Source organism: Microcella sp. (assembly GCF_025808395.1).
In the GTDB taxonomy this organism is placed as follows: Bacteria; Actinomycetota; Actinomycetes; order Actinomycetales; family Microbacteriaceae; genus Microcella.
In genome coordinates this window covers 2173516-2193363 of sequence record NZ_CP075524.1, presented here as the reverse complement: position 1 = coordinate 2193363, position 19848 = coordinate 2173516, and the positions used below count along the sequence as shown (strand labels likewise).

Below are 19848 nucleotides of genomic sequence, written 5' to 3'. Positions count from 1 at the left end.
GAGACCCCATGACGAATGCACCCCGCACCCTCGGCGCCTCAGGCCTGCCCGTGAGCGCCATCACGCTCGGAACCTCGGGCCTCGGGCGCGACACCCGTCGCGGCATCGATGACGCGGATGCCCTGGCCCTCGCCGCGGCGATGCTCACCGGCCCGTTCCGTGCGATCGACACGTCGAACGAGTACGCGGGCGGGCGCAGCGAAGAGGTGCTCGGCGATGCACTGCGGCAGTCGACCGGCGACGCCCTGCCGACGATCATCACCAAGGTCGACCGCGACCCCGAGACCGGCGCCTTCGATCGAGACCGGGTCTGGCGCTCGTTCGACGAGAGCCGCGAACGGCTCGGGCTCGAGCGGTTCGAACTGCTGCACCTGCACGACCCGTACACCGTCACGATCGACGAGGCGCTCGCCCCCGGCGGAGCGGTCGAGGGCCTGCGCGAGCTCAAGGAGCAGGGTCTCGTTCGAGCGATCGGCATCGCCGCAGGCCCGCTGCCGCTGCTCGAGCGATTCGTCGACGAGGGAGCCCTCGACGTGCTGCTGAGCCACAACCGGTTCACGATCGTCGACAGCGACGCCCGTGAGCTGTTCGAGAAGGCCCGCTCGCTCGGCATGGGCGTCATGAACGCGGCGCCCTTCGGTGGGGGCATTCTGGGGGCGGGTCGAGCAGATCGCTACGGCTACCGCGAGATCGACAGCAGCCTGCAGCAGTGGCTCGACTCGGCTCGCGCCGTGTGCGCGCGACACGGCGTCGAGCTGCGCACCGTGGCGTTGCACCATTCGCTGCGCTCGCCGCTCGTCGACACGACCGTCGTCGGCATCTCGCGGCCCGAGCGCATGGCCGAGCTCGAGGCCATGGCCGCTGCGGTGCCGCCCGACGAAGTGTGGAGCGAGCTCGCCGATCTCGGCCCCGCCCCCTCGCCTTTCGCCGGTGCCGGGGCGTGAACGACGCCTACTGGGAGCGCATCGGGCCGAGCGTCGGCACGCGCCGACCTCGCGCCGACGCCCCCAGTGATGCACCCCGGCTGAGCCTCAACGGCGACTGGCGCTTTCGGCTCAGCCCGACCACCGCGGGCACCGGCGAGGAGTTTCTCGCCGACGACGTCGACGACGCGCAGTGGGATGCCATCGCCGTGCCCTCGCACTGGGTGCTCGAAGAGATCACTCCCCTCGCTGGCGGCCCTGCACGCTCGTTGCGCGGCGACGCCGAGGGTCCGCTCTACACGAACACGGCGCTCCCGATTCCGCTCGACCCGCCTCGAGTGCCGCACGAGAACCCCACGGGCGACTACCGGCTCGCGTTCGACGTGCCCGAGGGCTTCGGCACGCACGCGGTGCTGCGCTTTCGCGGCGTCGACTCATGCGCCAAGGCCTGGCTCAACGGGCATGAGCTCGGTCACTGGACGGGTAGTCGGCTGCCCGCCGAGTTCGACGTCACGGTGCGGCCAGGCCGCAACGTGCTGTGCGTGCGCGTGCACCGCTGGTCGATCGGCACCTATCTCGAAGACCAAGATCAGTGGTGGCTACCCGGCATCTTCCGCGACGTCGACCTGCTCGCCCGGCCGGCGGCCGCCATCGACGATCACCACGTGCACGCCGACTTCGACCCCGCGACGGGCCTCGGCACGCTGCGCGTCGACGTGAGCGTCGGCGACGGCAGTGCGGCACGCATCGCGGTGCCCGAGCTGAGCCTCGATCTCGACGCTGGCGAGACAGCGAGCGTGCCGGTGCATCCGTGGAGCGCGGATGCTCCGCGCCTGTATCGCGGCACGCTCAGCACTCGCGACGAGACCATCGAGCTCGCCATCGGCTTCAGGCGCATCGAGATCGCCGACGGAGTGCTGCTCGCCAACGGCCGCCCGCTGCGCTTTCGCGGCGTCAACCGCCACGAGCATCACCCCCGCACGGGCCGCACGCTCGACCGCGCGACGATGGTGCGCGACATCGAGCTCATGAAGCAGCACAACATCGACGCCGTGCGCACGAGCCACTATCCCCCGCACCCCGAGTTTCTGAGCCTGTGCGACGAGTACGGCCTGTGGGTCGTCGACGAGTGCGACCTCGAGACCCACGGCTTCATCTACGCCGGCTGGCAGGGCAACCCGCCCGACGAGCCCGAGTGGTACCCGATGCTCGCCGAGCGACTCGAGCGCATGGTGCACCGCGACAAGAACCACCCGAGCGTCGTCATGTGGTCGATGGCGAACGAGAGCGGCGCGGGTCGCGGGTTCGAGGTGCTGCGCGAGAGCATCCTGAGCATCGACGGCAGCCGGCCGATTCTGTACGAACGCGACCCCAGCTATCGAGATTCTGACCTCTACGCCGTCATGTACCCCTCGCTCGAGGCGCTCGAGCTCATCGGCCGTGGCGACGAGCCGCGCCCCGACGGCGTGAGCGACGACGACGATGCCCGACGTCGAACGCTGCCGTTCGTGCTCGTCGAGTACGCGCACGCGATGGGCAACGGGCCGGGTTCGCTGCAGGATTACGAGCGAATCTTCGACGCCCACCCTCGCCTGAGCGGCGGATTCATCTGGGAATGGATCGACCACGGCTTCGACCGCCCCGACCTGCCGGGCGAACGGGTCATGCACGGCGGTGATGTCGACGGCTATCGGCCGAACGGCGGACGGTACTGCCTTGACGGCCTGCTCTTCGCCGACCGCACTCCGAGCCCTGCGCTCGCCGAAGTGGCGAAGGCCTTCGAGCCTGTGCGACTCACGATCGACGGCGGCGACCTCGTGCTGCGCAATCAACGGCACGCTCGCGACACCGCCGACCTTCGAGTGACCTGCACGCTTGACCGTGACGGCGAGCGGCTCGCGCAGGCAGAACTGCCGATGCCCGCCGCACTCGCCGGGGGCGAGTCTCGTTGTGCCCTGCCGACCTTCGACACCGAGGCGGCCCAGGGCGGCGAAGTCTGGCTGACCGTCGAGGCGCGCACGCGCGACGACGCCCCCTGGGCAGCGGCGGGTCACGTCGTCGCGTGGGCGCAGCACCGGATGCCCGACCTCGAGCTGCCCGCGGCGCCAGCACGTGCGGCGCCCCCGCCCGCGCGCACCGTCACCCGCCGACCGAGCGGTGACGACGGCATCGCCCTGGGTGGGGCGCTCTTCGACCGCGACAGCGGCCGGCTGCTCGAGCTCGGCGGCGCACCCGTCGAAGGCCCCTGGCTCGACCTGTTTCGCGCCCCCACCGAGAACGACCGCGGGCAGGGTGGCCGCAACGACCTCGCCGCGGTGTGGACGGCGGTGGGGCTCGACCGACTCGTGCACCGCACCGAGCGCGTCACCCTGACCGGCGAGAGCCTCGAGGTCGTGACCCGCACGGGCGCCGCCGCCCACCCGCACCGAGTCGAGCACACCGCGAGCTGGCGTGCCATCGACGGCGGGCTCGAGCTCACGATGCGCGTCGAGTTTAAGGGGCCGTGGAGCCCCACCCCGCACCGCGCGCGCGACATCGTCGTGCCACGGCTCGGCTCCCGGTGGCGACTGCCGGCCGGCTACACCCGAGTCGAGTGGTTCGGTCACGGGCCGGGCGAGACCTACGTCGACTCGATCGAGGGTTCGCGGGTCGGGCGCTACGCGGCCGACATCGACGACCTCGCGGTGCCCTACCCGACGCCCCAAGAGAACGGCAACCGCAGCCGCACGCGATGGCTCGCCCTCGAGGGGCTCGGCGTGCCTGCCCTGCGCATCGAAGGTGCACCGCTCATCGACGTCACCGCCAGACGGCACACCTCAGAGCAGCTCGCCGACGCGCGGTCACCCCTCGAGCTGCGCGACTCGGGTCACGTCTGGCTCAACCTCGACCAGCGCCAGCAGGGTCTCGGCTCGGCGTCTGTCGGGCCGGCGCTGCCCGAGCAGTACCGAGTGCCGCTCGAGCCCGCGGAGTGGACGATCAGGCTGCTCGCCTGACGCGCCGCTACGGTGCGTCGAGGTGCTTGATGCGCGTGAAGAGATCGACCGGGCCGACCTGCCCGCCCTTGAGCAGCAGCTGCAGGCCGTCGACGGGGCTAGCCTCGGCCTCGGCGATGCAGACGACGACGTTGCCGATCGGGTTCGCACCGATGCGCAGCGACGCGATGCCGAGCCCTGCTGTGACCCTGCCCGAGGTGTCGCCGCCGCACACGATCACGCGCCGTGTCGCCGTCGCGTGCACCGCGTCGCGCACGATGCGCGCCGACGCCTCAGCGATCTGCTCGAGGGGCGGCACGCCAGTCTCGAGGTCGAGGCGCGCACCTTCGGCGCTCACCACCACGTCTCGACCCGCGGTGAGCTCTGCGATCACGCGGGCGCTCAGGGCCGTCGCCTCGGCAGCGTGGGTCTCGAGGGTCAGGATGCTCCATCCGGCGTCGCGCGCATGCTCGACCTGCTCGCGCGTGCGCGGCGAGCGGCTGCCCGAGACCACGAGCACCGGGCCGTCGCCGTCGGGCAGAGCGCCGAGCGGCGGGCTGGTGCTCGCGAGTCGAGAACGCGACCGCGCGAGCGCCGAGCTGAGCCCGCCCGAGCCGATCACGAACAGGGGTGACGACAGCTCCGCGCGACGCCAGAGCGCGTCGCCGATGAGCAGCAGGTGCTCATCGGTGACCGCATCGATCACGAGCACCGAGTGCTCGCGGGTGAGGCGTTCTGCGAATGCGCGCGAGTCGCCGATCTCGGTCACACTGATCGACTCGACGGGCAGAGCCGTCTGGTGAGCCAGGTGCACGGTGAGATCCGACTCGTTCATGGGAGTCGAGGGATGGGTCGACATGGTCGGCTGGCGATCGAGCCGGTAGACGCGGCCCGCTTCGGCCGCGAAGTGGTGGCCGAAGACGGTGTACCGCCCGAAGTCGGGCTGCGCGAACAGTGCCGGAACAGCATCCCCCCCGAATACCGACCCGGCGATCTCGGCGACGCGACCGAGACTGCCGATCTCGGGCGACGAGTCGGCCGTCGAGCAGGCCTTGTACTGCACGATCGCGGGCTCGAGCTCGCGAAGCGCGGTCAGCGCTGGCCGCACCTCGTCATCGAGCCGCTCGGTCGGCAGCGACCGAGCGATGCCGGCGATGCCCACCACGTCGACGGCCTCGGCCGCCGCGCGCAAGCGGTCAGCGTCTGGCCGCCCGACGAACAGTCGACCCGTCCAGCCCTCGAGGGCGAACTGCAGCAGCACGTCGACGCTGCCGGTGAGGTCATCACCGTAGTAGGCGACGGTGCTCTCAGGCACGAATGCCGCCCAGCGCCTCCACTGCTCGCCGCAAGGGCACCGACCTGCTGAGAGCACTTGCGAAGTCTTCGCCGCTCACCGCGGCGTCCCACGCCGTGCGCATGCTCTCGACCCCGGCAACCGCGCCATCGGGGTGGCCGTGAATGCCACCGCCCGCCATGACCAAGAGGTCGGTCGTGTCGACGGCCGCGTAGGTCTCGTGAGCGAGGCCCGCCCACTGCCCCGACGACAGCACCGGAACCGTCGACTCGAAGTCGAGCAGTGGTCGGCGCACGTCGGCGATCGAGTTGAACACCTCTGGGTCGCTCTCATAGAACTTGTTGCGCGGGCCGTTCGTATGCAGGTGATCTGCGCCGGCGAGGCGAGCAAGCTTCTGCCAGGCCGTGTAGCCGAAGCCCAGCTGAGGTGAACGCATGAGGGCACCGAGCATCGCACGGTGCGCGTGAATGGGCAAGGCAGACTTCTCTCGCACGAACGCGAGCCCCGGCAGGCCGACGAGGTTCGCGCACACCATGATGCACGTGCCGCCGTTCTCGAGAACCAGGTCGTGATTGCGCTCGAGCCGTGAGATGTCGTCGGTGATGTTGAAGGCGTACATGGCCTTCTTGCCCGTGCGGTCAGCGTGCCGCTCGATGACGGGCATCACCGCCTTGATGCGCTCTTCGAGCGGCGCATGCGGCCCATTCGCCTGCAGTTCGTCATCTTTGATGAAGTCGATGCCCGCACCGACGAGTTCGTCGACCACCTCGGCGAGCTCACTCGGAGCCAAGCCGATGCTCGGCTTGATGATCGTGCCGATCATGGCTCCCGAGTCGCGCGACATGAGTCGACGAGTGCCCGGCACGCCGAAGGCGGGGCCCGGGTACCGCTCTGCGAACGCTCTCGGAAGATCGAGGTCGATGAGCTTGATGCCAGCCATCTCGCGCAGTTCGAACAGGTTGCCCGCAACAGCTGCCAACAGGTTGGGAAGCGATGGCCCGAAGTTGTCGAGCGGGAAGCGAATGACGAGCCGCGCGCGGCGCACCGCGTGGGCGTCGCCTCTGAAGCCGGGCAGCGGGGTCTGGCCCGACAGCGGCAGCTCGTCGAGCGACACGACCTGGGCCGCGAAGCGCGCTCGCAGGTCGTCACTCTCGCGCTGAACCCGAATGAAGGTGCCAGTCGATTGCTCGCCGGCCAGAGCTTCGGCGGCGTGCTCGAGAGGCAGCGAGGTTTCGATCTCGTAGGTGGCGAGAACATGCTGGGCGCTCATGACCACACCACCGGCATCCACACCGACATCTCCGACGGGCCGCGATTGCCCCACGCGAAGTAGGGGATGAGCCTGACGGCGAACTCGTCGACGGCGTCGTGCGGCACATCGCTGTACAGCTCGGTGCCCGCGGGCGGGAGGGCGACCGCGGTGCCCTCGAGCGCGACGAGCTCGTGGCCGGCCACATCGACGGTGATCGGCGAGAACACCGCCGACCGACGAAGGCCCACTTGCTCGACCCGCAGGCCCTCGGGCAGATCGTGGCTCTCGACGGCATACACGAGCGGTCCGCGCACGACAGCGACCTGGTTGGTCACGTCTTCGGCGAGCCGGTGACCACGCAGCACTCGTGCGGGCATCGGAAGCTCGAGCACGATGCGGTCGCCCGCCTGCCACCGACGCTCGAGTACCGCGTAGGTCGAACTCTCGACAGCCGTGGGCACCTCGTCGTTGACCCTGACGGTGGCGCCGGTCACCCAACCCGGAACCCGCAGCTCGACACGCAGGTCGCGATCGGGCGCCTCGTCGACCGTGACGGTGACGGTGCCGTTCCAGGGGTAGTCGCTGACCTCGGTGAGCCGCACTCTCGCACCCGGCTCGAGCTCGGCATCGACGGTCGAGCCGCCGTAGAGGGTGAAGCGCACTCCGTCACTCGTGACCGCTGCCGCTCGCTCGTGAAACCGCGTGAGCACGCGGGCCACGTTGGGCGGGCAGCAGAAGCACGACATGTACCGCTGACGCAGCCGCGCGTCTGAGGGCGGAGGGTCGGGAATCGGTCGCAGGTTCGTGTCGCCGGGCATGCGCAGTGCGAACGGCAGCTCTCGCACCTGACGAAGGGGGTTGGTGTAGAAGAACTCGGTGCCCGCGAGGCTCACGCCCGAGAGCAGGCTGTTGTAGGCGATGCGCTCGATCACATCGGCGTAGCGAGCCTCACCGGTGAGCGCGAGCATCCGCTCGCTCCAGAAGATCATGCCGATGTTGGCGCACGTCTCGTTGTGGGCTGTCGTGTTCGGCAGCTCGTAGGGGCGACCGTACGACTGATGCACGCGAGAGATCTCTGACTGCCACGGAAAGCCGTAGGGCGATGCCCCGTCATAGAGTGCCCCGCACCCGCCCGTGATGTAGAGCTTCGTGTCGACCACGTCGTTCCACAGCCCGACGAGCACCGCTTCGAGCTCGTCGTCGTCGGTCTCGTTCACGAGGTCGGCGAGCCCTGCGTAGAGATAGTTGGCGCGCACTGCGTGGCCGGCGACGGTCTTCTGCTCGCGCACCGGAAGCCGGTCTTGGTTGTCGTCGCCGCCCTGAAAGTCGTCGCGAACCTCGACGAACTTCTCGGCGAGCCGAAGGTACTGGTCTTCGCCCGTCGCTCGGTACAGCTCGATGACCGCCATGTAGTGCGAGGGGCAGATGGCCGATCGGGCGAGTTCGAGGGGCTTGTCGTCGGCGAGGTGCTGCAGAAAGCCAGCGGCGGCGCGTGCCACCGTCAACAGAGAGTGCTCGCCGGTCACCTCGAAGTGCCGCACACCTACGCTGATGAGATGCCCGAGGTTGTAGGTCTCGAAGTGAAAGCGGTCGGCGAGGGCGAGGGCACCCTCGGCAGTGCGGCTCGCGATGAGGGTCGGAGTGTGCAGGTATCCGTCGTCACGCTGCACGCTCGCGATGAGCTCGACCGATTCGTCGATCATCGACTTGAGGGCATCGGTCGGGCGCACCTCGTACTCGTTCAGTGCGGCTTCGAGCCACTTGTAGAAGTCGCCGTCGAGAAAGGGAGGGCCAGCGTGGGCGCCCTCATCGAGCCCCGCAGCGATGCGGAAGTTGCGCCAGGCGGGGCTCACCGAGTCGTCGCGGAGGTCGTTGCCCATGGCGGGAACCGTGGTCTCGCCGATGCGACGCTGCACGCCGGCCCAGAACCCGCTGCTGAAGCGCACCGTCGCGTTCGATCCAGTGCGGCCCGAGCGCCCTTGCTTGGTGGTCGGCATCGAAAGGTTCCCTCCTGCGTCGAGGTCAGTCTGTCTGACGGGCGACGCTGCGCGCGACTGCGAGCGGGATCAGCATAGGAGCACCTGAATGTCTGCGCAAGCCTGCATGCATATTCAGTAACATGGGGCGGAGTGAATGAATATGCAACACTGACTGTTGACACAGGCGCCGAAGACGCCTACTGTCACTCCCGAAGGTTCACAATCACATCCGGTCGACGCCCGCGACGACCGCCGTCAAGGAGGACGCATGAATATCCGACACAGCCGCCGGCTCACGCTCGCGGCAGGTCTCTCTCTCGCTCTGGTCGTGCCGCTCGCTGCGTGCGCCGAGACCAGCGAACCAGGTGGCGACGACACCCTGAGCAACCTCGAGTCGTTCACGGTGCTCAGTGCCAACGAGAACGAGAACCTGCGCAACCAGCTCGACGCTCTCGCGGCGAACCAGTGCGCAGCCGAAAACGAGGTGCTGCCGCTCGAGCACCAGACCACTGCGCAGGCCGACACCGTGCAGACCATCACGCTGCGCGCGAGCCAGGGCGCACTGCCCGCTCACTTCATCGCCGGCACCGCACAGGTTCGCCCGAGCGGCGACCTGGGGCAGGCCAACCTCGTGCTCGACCTCGAGCAGGCTCTGACCGAGGCGGGCGCGTGGGGCAACGTGCTTCCGGCCGCTGCGTCGACCGTGAAGAACGTCTACGGTCACATGGTCTCGCTGCCGTACCAATACAACATCGAAGGCATCTGGTACAACAAGGCGATCTTCGAAGAGGTGGGCATCTCTGAGCCCCAGACCTTCGACGAGCTCATCGCGGCAAGCGACGCTCTGCTGGCCGCCGGCTACCAGCCGTTCGCCATGCCGGGTTCGGCCAACTGGCCCTTGACTCGACTGATGGGCATGTACATCCACCGCAACGTCGGCCCCGAGGCCATGATCGACGTGCGCGACGGAAACCGCGAGCTCACCGAGCCCGAGTACCTGGCTGGCGCGCAAGCGCTCGCCGACATGGCAGCGGCCGGCTACTTCGGTGAAGGCTTCATCTCGACTGAGCCCGCAGCCGCCAACGCGGCGTTCTTGTCGGGGCAGGCCGCCATGAAGTACGACGGATCGTGGTTCTTGAGCAACATCAACAACGCTGAAGAGAACCAGATCGGCGCCGAGAACGTGGGCCTCATGCCGTTCCCCGGTGTCAGCGGCGGCGCAGGCGACATCAACCACTGGGCTGCCAACGCCGGCACCGCGCACGCGGTGAACCCCGAGACCTACGACTCGCGGGTTGCCGACTGGCTCGTCTGCATCACCGAGAACTACGGTGCGCAGGCTCTCGAGAGCGCCGGGGTCATCTCGGGCTTCGCGGTGAACTCAGACGTGACGGGCGTGCCTGCCACGACCGCCGCCGTGCAAGAGACCATCACCACGATCGAGCAGACCGTACTCTGGTTCGAGGCGCTCTTCGACTCAGAGTCGAACTCGCTCGCGTCGTCGAACGTGTCGTTGCTGACGACCGGGCAGATGACGCCCGAGCAGTACATGACCGAGTTGCAGTCGAGCCTCGACTCGAACCGATAGGTGACACGCAAGGCCCGGCCGCGACCCTGGGGTGCGGCCGGGCCTTGCCATGACAGGAGTAGGCATCGATCATGAACCGAGTATTCGGAGATCGCAAGACGGTTCTCATCTTGCTGCTTCCCGCACTGGGCACGTACGTACTGCTGAAGGTGGTGCCGAGCGCGTGGTCGCTGGGTCTCTCGTTCTTCTCAGGCAACACTCTGCGCGGCTTCACGTTCGTCGGCTTCGACAACTTCGCGACCTTCGCCACTGACACCCGCGCGATTCACTCGCTGTGGATCAGCGTCTCGTTCGCGGTGATCGTCACGATTGCGCAAGTGACCTTCGGCTACCTGCTGGCCCTCATGTACGTCTTCATCCTGCGCAAGGGCTCGGCCTTCGTGCGCACTGCGGTGTTCTTTCCGATGGTGCTGCCCACCGTCGCGGTCGCCCTGCTCTTCCGCAGCTTCGTCGCCGTCGGCCAGAACCAGGGCCCCATCAACGATCTGCTCAACGCCTTCGGGTTCGACAGCGTCGAGTTTCTCGCCTCGACGATCGGCACCATGACGGTGGCCATCGTCATGTCGCTCTGGAGCTCGATGGGCTTCTACGCCGTCTTGCTCTACACCGGCCTGCTCGACATTCCTGAAGAGGTCATCGAGTCAGCGCGCATCGACGGTGCCAGCGGGCTGCGACTCGTGCGGCACATCATCATTCCGCTCTCGATGCCCATTCTTCTGGCGTCGGTGATCTTCAGCCTCAATTCGACGCTCAAGGTCTTCGACAGCCTCCTCGCCCTCAACAACGGCGGCCCTGGCACGACCACGGCCCCCCTCACGCTCTTCATGTACCGCACCGCGTTCGAATATGCCGACTACGGCTACGGCAGCATGCTCGCGCTCGTCCTGACCGTGCTGTGCCTCGTGTTCACACTCGCCGTCTTCCGGTCGTCGAGCAAGCGAGTGGAGGACTGATATGACTACCGCCATCACCGACGCCTCGCGCCCCTCTGGCCAGCCTCGCGGCACGCGAGTCGGCGCTCGACGCCGTCGCGCCATTCGCCTCGCACGCCGCATTCCCGTCTGGATCATCGTCACGGTCGTGCTCGTGATCGTGCTGTACCCGCAGGTGTGGCTCATTCTCGGGTCGCTCAAGACGCCGACCGAGTTCTTCACGAACCCCACGTGGGCGCTGCCCGAGAACTTCTTCAACTTCAACAACTACGTCGATGCGTTCACTCGCGGCAACGTGGCGATCAACTACCGCAACAGCATCCTGGTGACGATCCCCTCGGTGGCGCTCATCATCTTCTTCGGCGTCGCTGCCGGGTACGCGCTCGAGGTCATGATCTGGAAGGGTCGTCGGGCCACTCTGCTCTTCGTGCTCGCCGGCATCATGGTGCCGGGGCAGATGATTCTGGTTCCGCTCTTCATCGCCTACTTCCGTCTCGGCATCACAGACTCGCTGCTGCCGATGATCATCACCTACACCGTGATGGGCCTGCCCTTGACGACGTTCCTCATGGCGGCCTATTTCAGGTCGGTGCCTCGAGAGATCTTCGAGGCGGCGACGGTCGACGGTGCGAGCCCGTTGCGGTCGTTCTTCGTGATCGGGCTGCCGCTCATGCGCAATTCGATGCTCACGATCGGGCTCATCCAGTTCTTCAGCGTGTTCAACGACCTGCTGATCGCCCTGACGTTCACGACCAACCGCAACCTCGCCACCATCCAGGTGGGGCTCTTGAGCCTGCGCGACGAGTACGGCACGCAGCAGTACGGCCCGCTCTTCGCCGCGATCAGCATCAACGTGATCGTGCTGCTCATCATCTTCGCGTTCTTGAACAAGAAGATCATGGCGGGCCTGGCCGCCGGCTCACTGAAGGGATGACCATGTCGCAGCCAGCATCGACCAGAGTGGCCTTCGTGCACACGGGCGCCGTCGTGATCGAACCGGTCGCACGATTGCGCGCCGAGCACCTGCCCGATGTCGTCGCGGTGAACTACCTCGACGACCGCATCGTCGCCGACCTGGGCGCCGACGAGTCGCGCGAGTCGGTCGGCGCCCGGCTCGAGAACCTGGTCTCGGCCGCGAAGAGCTCGGGGGCCGAGGCGGTGATGCTCACGTGCTCGTCGATCTCTGGCTACGCGGCCTCACTCGAAAGCGCCGTCGGCATTCCGGTGCTGCGCATCGACGAGGCGATGGCAGATACTGCCGTCTCAGAGGGAGGCCGCATCACGGTGATCGCCACGCTCGCGACCACCAGTGCGCCGACGACCGCGCTGCTGCATGAGCGCGCAGCGCTGCTGGGCACGAGCCCCACCATCACAGGTGTCGTCGTCGACGGCGCCTTCGAGGCCATCGTGAGCGGCGACCGCGCCACTCACGACCGACTCGTCGGCGACGCGATTGTCGCCGCGAGTGCTGACAGTGACGTCATCGTACTCGCTCAGGCCTCGATGGCTGGTGCCGCCGACACGGTGAGCGTCGAGGTGCCTGTGCTCACGAGCCTCGAGCTCGGCATTCGCCGCCTAGGCGACTTCCTCGCTCGCTGACGCGTCGTCGGCACGCTCGTCGGCGAGCAGCGCCTCGGCGGTGACCACGTCGGTCACGAGCGTCGTCACCCAGCGGCCGTTCAGAGCGCCCAAGATGGGGGCGAGCTTTCGTGATCCACCGGCGACCCCGATGCGCCGCGGGATGGCCCGGAAGTCGTCGACCGGAATCGACACCGTGCGGTCATCGATGTCGCCGGTGATGAGAGATCCGTCGAGTCTGAAGACGCGGTGGCAGATGTCGCCCACCGCGCCAGCAGCCACGAGGCTCTCTGTCTCATCGGCAGAGAAGGCGTTGCCGCTGACCGCGAGCAGGTCAGAGGGTTGAATGCTGCCGATGCCGACCACGGCTGTGGTGAGCTCTTTCCACCGCCGGCCGACGTCGGCCAGGGCCGGGTCGCGCATCAGTCGGCGCTGCATCTGCTTGTCTTGCACGATGCCCGGGGCCTGCACGTAGACCGGGTTCGCGCCGAGAATGCGAGCGAACTGATCGACGAGTCGATGTGCCTGGCTCTGCACTTCGGGCACGCCGATGCCACCGAGCAGCTGCACGACATCGGTTGCGCCGCGACTCGGCAGGGGCCGCATGCGGTCGACCGTCGCGAGCAGGGTCTGGCTCCATGACGCGATGCCCACCTTCTCATCACCGCTCATGGTGGTCTCGAGATAGGTGGCGGCGGCCGCTCCGATCGCCGAGAAGATCTCGCGGTCGTCTGCCTCGGGGTCGACGTCGACGACCACGGCCTCGGCGATGCCGAACCGCTGCTCGAGCTCTTCTTCGAGCGCGGTGTGCAGGCCCGGTGCGATCGTGACGGTCGTCCTGACGATGCCGACGGCCGCGGCGCGCTTGAGCAGTCGAGACACCTTGGCTTGAGAGATGTTCAAGTGCGAGGCGATCTCCGCTTGCAGAATGCCGCGCTCGTGGTACATTCGCGCCACCTTCGTGAGCAGCCTCAGCTGCGCATCGACCGGCGGTGCGTAGCGTCGAGTCGTCACGAGAAGAGGCTCCATTCGAATGTTGATGCTGTAGCGCAATTCTATTCAGCGTGGTGGCAGAGTGGTAGCCATGGTTTCTGCGATCGCCGTCAGCGACACTCTCGAACGACTCGCGACGGGGTGCGAGTGGGCAGAGGGGCCCGTCTGGCTTCCGGCCCCTGGTCGCGTTCGCTTCAGCGACGTGCCGGGCAACCGCGTGCTTGAGTGGCACGCGGCGACGGGAGAGACGACGGTCTACAGCCACGACTCGGGCTTCGCGAATGGCCGAACGCTCGATCGCGAAGGTCGAGTGGTGCAGTGCTCGCACGGCCGTCGGCAGGTCGAGCGCGATGACGCCGGAACGATCACGTCGCTCTGCGCTGAGTGGCAGGGTCGGCGCTTCAACTCGCCGAACGATGTCGTGGTGACGTCAGACGGCGCCGTCTGGTTCACCGACCCTCCCTACGGCATCCATGAGAGCGGGCGAGAGGGCCACCCGGCCGAGCCCGAGTACGGCGGCTGCTTCGTCTTCAGGTTCGACCCCTCCAGCGGCGAGGTCGCCGCCGTGATCACCGACATGGTGCATCCGAACGGCCTGGCGTTCTCGCCCGACGAGACGACGCTCTATGTCGCCGACACCGGCTACCTGCAGATCGAGGGTGCACCGAGGGCGATCAGGGCCTACCGGGTGCGTGACGGCGAGGTCGCCGAGGGCCGCGAGGTCGTCGCGGTGACTCCCGGTGCCACCGATGGGCTTCGTGTTGATGTCGACGGCCGCATCTGGTCGTCGAGCGCCGACTCGGTGCAGGTCTTCTCTCACGACGGCGCGCTGCTCGAGCGCATCGCCGTGCCTGAGACGGTATCGAACGTGTGCTTCGGCGGGCCAGACGGCACCGACCTGTTCATCACCGCAACGACGAGCCTCTACCGGCTGCGGACGACGACTCGGGATGCTGCTGCCGTGCGTTCGCGGTGATCACGAGCCACTCACGACTCGCGCGCGAACTCGTCTCGCCAGAGGTGCTGCGCGTGAAAGCCGAGCCGCGACTGCGCCTTGGTCGTGTCGATGAGCGACTCGAACCGCCCGAGCGGTCGCGTGATCGGCGTGTCAGGAAACCAGGTGGCGGCGAGGTCGTCGCTCACGATCTCGAGCCCCGAGTCGGGCGCAGCGATGTTGTAGACCTCGAACCCCGGCTCGGCGGCAGCGAGGGCGAGTGATACCGCGAGGGCTCCGTCGCGCGCGTCGATGTAGGTGCCGATGAGGTCGCGACGGTAGCTCACGTCGGCGGCGCGCGCGAAGGTGGAGTACTGCCCGGGTGCGACAACGTTCGTGAAGCGCAGTGCGGTCACCGACAGTGAAGGCTTCCAGCGCACGAGCTGGGCGGCCATGGTCTCTTCGAGCACTTTCACGAGGCCGTAGGTGTTGTTGGCCTCGCTCGCACTCTCGTCGACGGGCAGCGCTGCGGGAGCATCCATGAACGGAAACCCCATGGCGGTGATGCTCGAGGCGTAGACGATCGTCGGAATGCCGACTCGCATCGCCGCGTGGAAGACGTTGAAGCTCACCGTCATGTTCGAGTGGAACGTCGTGACATCGGGCACGAGACCATTGACTGGAATCGCGGCGAGGTGCACGAGGGCGTCGAGCCCCGAGTGGCGCGCGGTGATGCCGTGCAGGGCGTCGAGCACCTGCCCGTAGTCGGCGAGGTCGACGCGTGTGAAGCCGACTCCCTGAGGGCCCGCGAGGTCGAAACCGATGACATCGTGGCCGTCTGACCTGAGTTGCTCGACGACGTAGCGCCCCAGGGTTCCTGAGCTACCTGTCACGGCGACGTGCATGAACGGCCTCCCGGGGCTCGTGCGGTTCTGGGTGCATCACCTAGTATGACAGCGACAGCATTCTCATGCATGGCTGCACGAATATTCAGTGAGGACTCTTGTGACTGCCCGCATTCTCGCGCTCACCGTCGAGCACCACCGTGAACCCCTCGGCATCGGCGAGGCGCGACCGCGACTGTCGTGGAAGTCGAGCGCCGGGCCCGGCTGGGTGCAGAAGGGCTATGAGGTCGAAGTGTCGCGCGGCACGACGACGACCTTCAGCGTCGACTCGCCCGACCAGGTGCTCGTCGACTGGCCAGACGCTCCGCTCTCGTCACGCGAGCGCGCCGTCGTGCGGGTGCGCGTGCGCGGCGCCGACGACGAATGGTCGCCGTGGAGCGACGAGACCCATCTCGAGGCGGGGCTGCTCGCCGCGCGCGACTGGCGCGCTGCTCCCGTCGGGCCAGCGTGGCCAGAAGACCCCGAGTCAGACGACCGACGCGCCGCCCTCGTGCGCACCACGTTCACCGTCGACGCCGACCTGGTCTCGGCACGGCTCTACGCGAGCGCCCATGGGCTCTACGAGGCAGAGATCAACGGTGCGCGCGTCGGCGACGACGCACTCTCACCCGGCTGGACGGTCTACCCGCAGCACTTGCGGTACTACACCTACGACGTCACCGCGCACATCACCCAGGGGCAGAACGCGATCGGCGCCTGGCTCGGCGACGGCTGGTATCGGGGGCGACTCGGGTGGCGAGGCGGCTTTCGCAACCTCTTCGGCAGCGACTTGTCGTTCATCGCGCAGCTCGAACTGGTCTACGCCGATGGCCGCCGTCAGACGATCGCGACCGACGGCTCATGGTGCGCGGCACCCGCTCCGATCGTGCGCTCGGGCATCTACGACGGTGAAGACTACGACGCACGCGACGAGTTCGACGGCTGGTCGACTCCGCGCTTCGACGCGAGCGCGTGGAGCGCGGTCGCCATCGCAGAACGCGACCCGGCAACGCTGCGAGCGCCCTCGGGGCCGCCCGTCAGATGCACGCAAGAGGTGCGGCCCGTCGCGGTGCTGCGCACGCCGTCAGGCGCTGCGGTGCTCGACTTCGGTCAGAACCTCGTCGGCCGGCCGCGCATCAGGGTTCGCGGCGAGCGCGGGGTGACCGTGACGATGCGCACCGCCGAAGTCATGCAAGAGGGCGAGATCTACACGAGGCCGCTGCGGGATGCCCGCTCGACCGACTCGTACACGCTGGCCGGCCGTGCCGCACCCGAAGAGTGGGAGCCGCGCTTCACGTTTCACGGCTTCCGGTATCTGCAGATCGACGGGTGGCCCGGCGACCTCGATGCCGCCGTCGACCTCGGCGACATCGTCGCGCGGGTCTATCACTCTGACCTGCAGCGCACCGGGTGGTTCGAGTCGTCGAACGACATGCTCAACCAGCTGCACGAGAACGTCGTCTGGAGCATGCGCGGCAACTTCGTCGACATTCCCACCGACTGCCCGCAGCGCGATGAGCGCGTCGGCTGGACGGGCGACCTGCAGGTCTTCGCCCCGACCGCGAGCTTCTTGTTCGATACGTCGGGCATGCTCGCGGGGTGGTTGCAAGATGTCGCGCGCGAGCAGCTCGATGACGGCACGATCCCCTGGTACGTGCCCGTCATCCCCGCTCATCACATGTGGACTCCCATCAGACCTGGCGCGGCCTGGGGAGACGTGGCCACCTTCACCCCTCTCACTCTCTTCGAACGCTTCGGCGACCTCGGTGTCGTCGAGCGTCAGTTCGAGAGCGCTCGACGCTGGGTCGACCTCATCGACTCGCTCGCGGGCGACGATCACCTCTGGAACGAGGGCTTTCAACTCGGCGACTGGCTCGACCCCGCCGCACCCCCGCAAGACCCGGCCGATGCGCGCACCGACCGGCACCTCGTGGCGAGCGCCTACTTCTGCGCTTCGGCACGCAAGGTGTCGCAGATGGCAGCGCTGCTCGGCCGAGACGACGACGCTGCGCGCTACGGCACGCTCGCTGAGGCAGCGCGCGACGCCTTCGTCGGCGAATACGTGAACGACGACGCCACGATGACGAGCGATGCCCAGACGGCCTACGCGCTCGCACTCGCCTTCGATCTGCTGCCCGCGTCGCTGCGCCGGCCTGCGGCACGTCGGCTGGCAGAGCTCGTGCGCGAATCGGGCAACCGCATCGCGACCGGATTCGTGGGCACGCCGCTCGTCTGCGACGCACTGAGCGCAGAGGGTGAGCTCGAGGCGGCCTACGACCTGCTGCTCGAGACCGAGTGCCCGTCGTGGCTCTACCCGGTGACGCAGGGCGCGACCACGATCTGGGAGCGCTGGAACAGCCTGCTGCCCAACGGCGAGGTGAACCCCGGCACGATGACCTCGTTCAACCACTATGCGCTCGGCGCCGTCGCCGACTGGATGCACCGTGTGGTCGCCGGCCTCGCCCCCGCGGCTCCCGGCTATCGGCGCATCAGGTTCGCCCCGCGACCCGGGGGCGGTCTCACGTGGGCGAGGGCCGAACACGAGACCCCCTACGGCCGCGCGGCGATCGCCTGGAAGCGAGAGGGCGACGAGCTCGTCATCACGATGCGTGTTCCGGTGGGCACCGAGGCGGTGCTCGACCTGGGCGATGACGATGTCTACCCACTCAGCTCGGGCGAGCACGAGGTGCGTGCCGAGTGGGCTACCGTCGCATCATGAAGACTGCGCTCGTCGTTCGCGGAGGCTGGGATGGCCACCAACCCCGAGAAGCGACTGAGCGGTTCATCCCTCATCTCGAGCGCAACGGCTTCACGGTGCGCGTCGAGGAGGCGACCGAGGTCTACGCCGACGCCGACTACATGGCGACCGTCGACCTCATCATGCAGGCGAACACCATGAGCACGATCGATGCCGCTCACCTCGCTGGCCTCACCGCCGCGGTGCGCAACGGAACAGGCCTGGGCGGCTGGCACGGCGGCATCGCTGATTCGTATCGCGACAGCGCCGACTATCTGCACATGATCGGAGGGCAGTTCGCCCACCACGCGGGCATCGAGCCCGAGAAGCGCATCGGCGAGCAGTCAGACAATTACCTGACGCACACCATCGAGATCGTGCCCGAGCGCCGCGACCACCCGATCGTTGCCGGGCTCGACGACTTCGAGCTGACGACAGAGCAGTACTGGGTGCTGAGCGATGCCTACAACGACGTGCTCGCGACGACGACGATCGCGGCACGACCGTTCGACGCCTGGCAGCGGCCCGTGGTCAGCCCGTCGGTGTGGACGCGTCAGTGGGGAGCAGGCCGCGTCTTCGTCTGCACGGCCGGGCATCGCGTAGAGGTGCTCGACCACCCGTCGGTGCGCACCATCATCGAGCGGGGCTTGCTGTGGGCGAGCCGCTGAGAGTCGGCGTCGTCGGTATCGGCACCATCTCTGGCCAATACCTGCGATCGATCGACTCGCTCGCAGACCTGCACTTGGTCGCCGTGAGCGACCTCGATGCCGCGCGGGCGATCGCAGTCGCCGACGCTCGGCCCGGCGTGCTCGCCCTGAGCACGCCGCAGTTGCTGCAGCGCGACGACATCGATGTGGCGCTCAACCTGACCATCCCTGCCGAGCACACGACGATCGCCCTCGCAGCGATCGAGGCGGGTCGTGGTGTCTACGGCGAGAAGCCGCTCGCGACGAACACCGCCGACGGTCGCCGCATCGTCGAGGCGGCCGCGGCCGCGGGAGTTCGCCTGGGCTGTGCTCCCGACACCGTGCTGGGCACGGGCGTGCAGACGGCACGCCGTGCGATCGACGACGGCGTGATCGGCACACCCATCGCCGCGACCGCGACCATGGTGACCCCCGGCCACGAGCGGTGGCATTCGGCACCCGACTTCTACTATCAGCCCGGTGGTGGCCCGCTGCTCGACATGGGGCCGTACTACCTCACGGCGCTCATCACCCTCCTGGGCCCGGTCGTGGCCGTGTCGGGAATGGGCAGCCGGATGCGCGGCAGTCGCGTGATCGGCACCGGCGAGCGGGCGGGCACCGAGATCTCTGTGGCCGTCGACTCGCATGTGACCGCTCTGCTGCAGCACGCAAGCGGCGCGCTCAGCACCGTCGTGATGAGCTTCGACGCCGTCGGTACACGGTCGGCGAGCATCGAGATTCACGGTGAATCGGGCACGCTCACGGTGCCCGACCCGAACCGGTTCGACGGCGCCGCCGAGCTGTTGTCGCTCGGCGACAATCAGTGGCGCACGCTCGAGGTCAACGCCGGCTACATCGACGCGGGCCGGGGCGTCGGCCTGGTCGATCTCGCTGCCACCCCACCCGGTGCCGAACCGAGAGCCGGCGGCGAGCTCGCCCTGCACGTGCTCGACGTCATGCAGTCGATTCTCTCGGCCTCGCGGATGAAGTCCACGCTCGAGATCAGCACGACGGCTGCCCGCCCACCGGCTGTTGCCTTGAGCGAGCTGGCTCGACGCTGACGCGCTCGTCTGGTGCACTTGTATAACAATCTGCT

15 protein-coding genes are annotated in these 19848 nt (G+C 67.9%); 10 read left to right on the top strand and 5 right to left on the bottom strand.

The window, feature by feature from the left end; genetic code table 11:
- Positions 1-8 precede the first annotated feature (8 nt).
- Both KIT89_RS10720 and KIT89_RS10715 read left to right on the top strand, forming a co-directional pair.
- Complete coding sequence (locus KIT89_RS10720) at positions 9-944, top strand: aldo/keto reductase (RefSeq protein WP_297601397.1); 936 nt, start codon at positions 9-11, stop codon at positions 942-944.
- Complete coding sequence (locus KIT89_RS10715; protein ID WP_297601394.1) at positions 941-3916, top strand: glycoside hydrolase family 2 TIM barrel-domain containing protein; 2976 nt, start codon at positions 941-943, stop codon at positions 3914-3916. Before KIT89_RS10720 ends, KIT89_RS10715 begins: the two co-directional genes overlap by 4 nt.
- Before the next feature lie 7 nt (positions 3917-3923).
- Here the strand turns inward: KIT89_RS10715 and KIT89_RS10710 are convergent, their stop codons facing one another.
- The 3 genes from KIT89_RS10710 to KIT89_RS10700 are packed head-to-tail and all read right to left on the bottom strand — an operon-like array spanning position 3924 to position 8438.
- Positions 3924-5210, bottom strand: a complete 1287-nt coding sequence (locus tag KIT89_RS10710; RefSeq protein ID WP_297601391.1) for a four-carbon acid sugar kinase family protein — start codon at positions 5208-5210, stop codon at positions 3924-3926.
- A complete protein-coding gene (locus tag KIT89_RS10705; protein WP_297601390.1) occupies positions 5203-6459 on the bottom strand; it encodes a RuBisCO large subunit C-terminal-like domain-containing protein in 1257 nt (418 codons plus the stop codon). Before KIT89_RS10705 ends, KIT89_RS10710 begins: the two co-directional genes overlap by 8 nt.
- Complete coding sequence (locus KIT89_RS10700) at positions 6456-8438, bottom strand: beta-L-arabinofuranosidase domain-containing protein (protein ID WP_297601387.1); 1983 nt, start codon at positions 8436-8438, stop codon at positions 6456-6458. The genes KIT89_RS10705 and KIT89_RS10700 overlap by 4 nt, the downstream gene beginning before the upstream one ends.
- A 250-nt stretch (positions 8439-8688) precedes the next feature.
- Between KIT89_RS10700 and KIT89_RS10695 the strand changes: the two genes are divergently transcribed.
- The 4 genes from KIT89_RS10695 (at position 8689) to KIT89_RS10680 (ending at position 12539) form a co-directional block, all read left to right on the top strand.
- On the top strand, positions 8689-10008 hold the full coding sequence (locus KIT89_RS10695) for an ABC transporter substrate-binding protein (protein ID WP_297601384.1): 1320 nt from the start codon (positions 8689-8691) through the stop codon (positions 10006-10008).
- A 71-nt stretch (positions 10009-10079) separates the two neighbouring features.
- On the top strand, positions 10080-10961 hold the full coding sequence (locus KIT89_RS10690; protein WP_297601381.1) for a carbohydrate ABC transporter permease: 882 nt from the start codon (positions 10080-10082) through the stop codon (positions 10959-10961).
- Position 10962: 1 nt separating this feature from the next.
- Positions 10963-11874: a carbohydrate ABC transporter permease gene (locus tag KIT89_RS10685; protein ID WP_297601379.1), complete on the top strand. Its 912-nt coding sequence runs from the start codon at positions 10963-10965 to the stop codon at positions 11872-11874.
- Entirely contained in the window at positions 11871-12539 is a 669-nt protein-coding gene (locus KIT89_RS10680; protein WP_297601377.1) for an aspartate/glutamate racemase family protein, read from the top strand. Before KIT89_RS10685 ends, KIT89_RS10680 begins: the two co-directional genes overlap by 4 nt.
- Here the strand turns inward: KIT89_RS10680 and KIT89_RS10675 are convergent.
- Positions 12516-13532, bottom strand: a complete 1017-nt coding sequence (locus tag KIT89_RS10675) for a sugar-binding transcriptional regulator (RefSeq protein WP_297601374.1) — start codon at positions 13530-13532, stop codon at positions 12516-12518. The genes KIT89_RS10680 and KIT89_RS10675 overlap by 24 nt on opposite strands.
- A gap of 70 nt (positions 13533-13602) precedes the next feature.
- Between KIT89_RS10675 and KIT89_RS10670 the strand changes: the two genes are divergently transcribed.
- Entirely contained in the window at positions 13603-14487 is an 885-nt protein-coding gene (locus tag KIT89_RS10670) for an SMP-30/gluconolactonase/LRE family protein (protein WP_297601371.1), read from the top strand.
- 11 nt (positions 14488-14498) lie between these two features.
- Here the strand turns inward: KIT89_RS10670 and KIT89_RS10665 are convergent, their stop codons facing one another.
- Positions 14499-15350, bottom strand: a complete 852-nt coding sequence (locus KIT89_RS10665; RefSeq protein ID WP_297601368.1) for an NAD(P)-dependent oxidoreductase — start codon at positions 15348-15350, stop codon at positions 14499-14501.
- A gap of 100 nt (positions 15351-15450) precedes the next feature.
- Between KIT89_RS10665 and KIT89_RS10660 the strand changes: the two genes are divergently transcribed.
- The 3 genes from KIT89_RS10660 to KIT89_RS10650 are packed head-to-tail and all read left to right on the top strand — an operon-like array spanning position 15451 to position 19813.
- Complete coding sequence (locus KIT89_RS10660) at positions 15451-18048, top strand: glycoside hydrolase family 78 protein (protein ID WP_297601365.1); 2598 nt, start codon at positions 15451-15453, stop codon at positions 18046-18048.
- Positions 18045-18734 (top strand): ThuA domain-containing protein, encoded by a 690-nt coding sequence (locus KIT89_RS10655; protein WP_297601362.1) that lies wholly within the window; start codon positions 18045-18047, stop codon positions 18732-18734. The genes KIT89_RS10660 and KIT89_RS10655 overlap by 4 nt, the downstream gene beginning before the upstream one ends.
- The gene (locus KIT89_RS10650) at positions 18719-19813 is read left to right on the top strand and encodes a Gfo/Idh/MocA family oxidoreductase (protein WP_297601359.1); all 1095 of its coding nucleotides are present in this window, start codon (positions 18719-18721) and stop codon (positions 19811-19813) included. Before KIT89_RS10655 ends, KIT89_RS10650 begins: the two co-directional genes overlap by 16 nt.
- Positions 19814-19848: the final 35 nt, after the last annotated feature.

Bases quoted from the DNA above. Each gene is read 5' to 3' on its own strand.
- KIT89_RS10685 (WP_297601379.1), top strand. From the start codon at position 10,963: ATGACTACCGCCATCACCGACGCCTCGCGCCCCTCTGGCCAGCCTCGC.
- KIT89_RS10655 (WP_297601362.1), top strand. From the start codon at position 18,045: ATGAAGACTGCGCTCGTCGTTCGCGGAGGCTGGGATGGCCACCAACCC.
- KIT89_RS10700 (WP_297601387.1), bottom strand. From the start codon at position 8,438: ATGCCGACCACCAAGCAAGGGCGCTCGGGCCGCACTGGATCGAACGCG.
- KIT89_RS10665 (WP_297601368.1), bottom strand. From the start codon at position 15,350: ATGCACGTCGCCGTGACAGGTAGCTCAGGAACCCTGGGGCGCTACGTC.
- KIT89_RS10705 (WP_297601390.1), bottom strand. From the start codon at position 6,459: ATGAGCGCCCAGCATGTTCTCGCCACCTACGAGATCGAAACCTCGCTG.
- KIT89_RS10720 (WP_297601397.1), top strand. From the start codon at position 9: ATGACGAATGCACCCCGCACCCTCGGCGCCTCAGGCCTGCCCGTGAGC.
- KIT89_RS10670 (WP_297601371.1), top strand. From the start codon at position 13,603: ATGGTTTCTGCGATCGCCGTCAGCGACACTCTCGAACGACTCGCGACG.
- KIT89_RS10690 (WP_297601381.1), top strand. From the start codon at position 10,080: ATGAACCGAGTATTCGGAGATCGCAAGACGGTTCTCATCTTGCTGCTT.
- KIT89_RS10680 (WP_297601377.1), top strand. From the start codon at position 11,871: ATGACCATGTCGCAGCCAGCATCGACCAGAGTGGCCTTCGTGCACACG.
- KIT89_RS10695 (WP_297601384.1), top strand. From the start codon at position 8,689: ATGAATATCCGACACAGCCGCCGGCTCACGCTCGCGGCAGGTCTCTCT.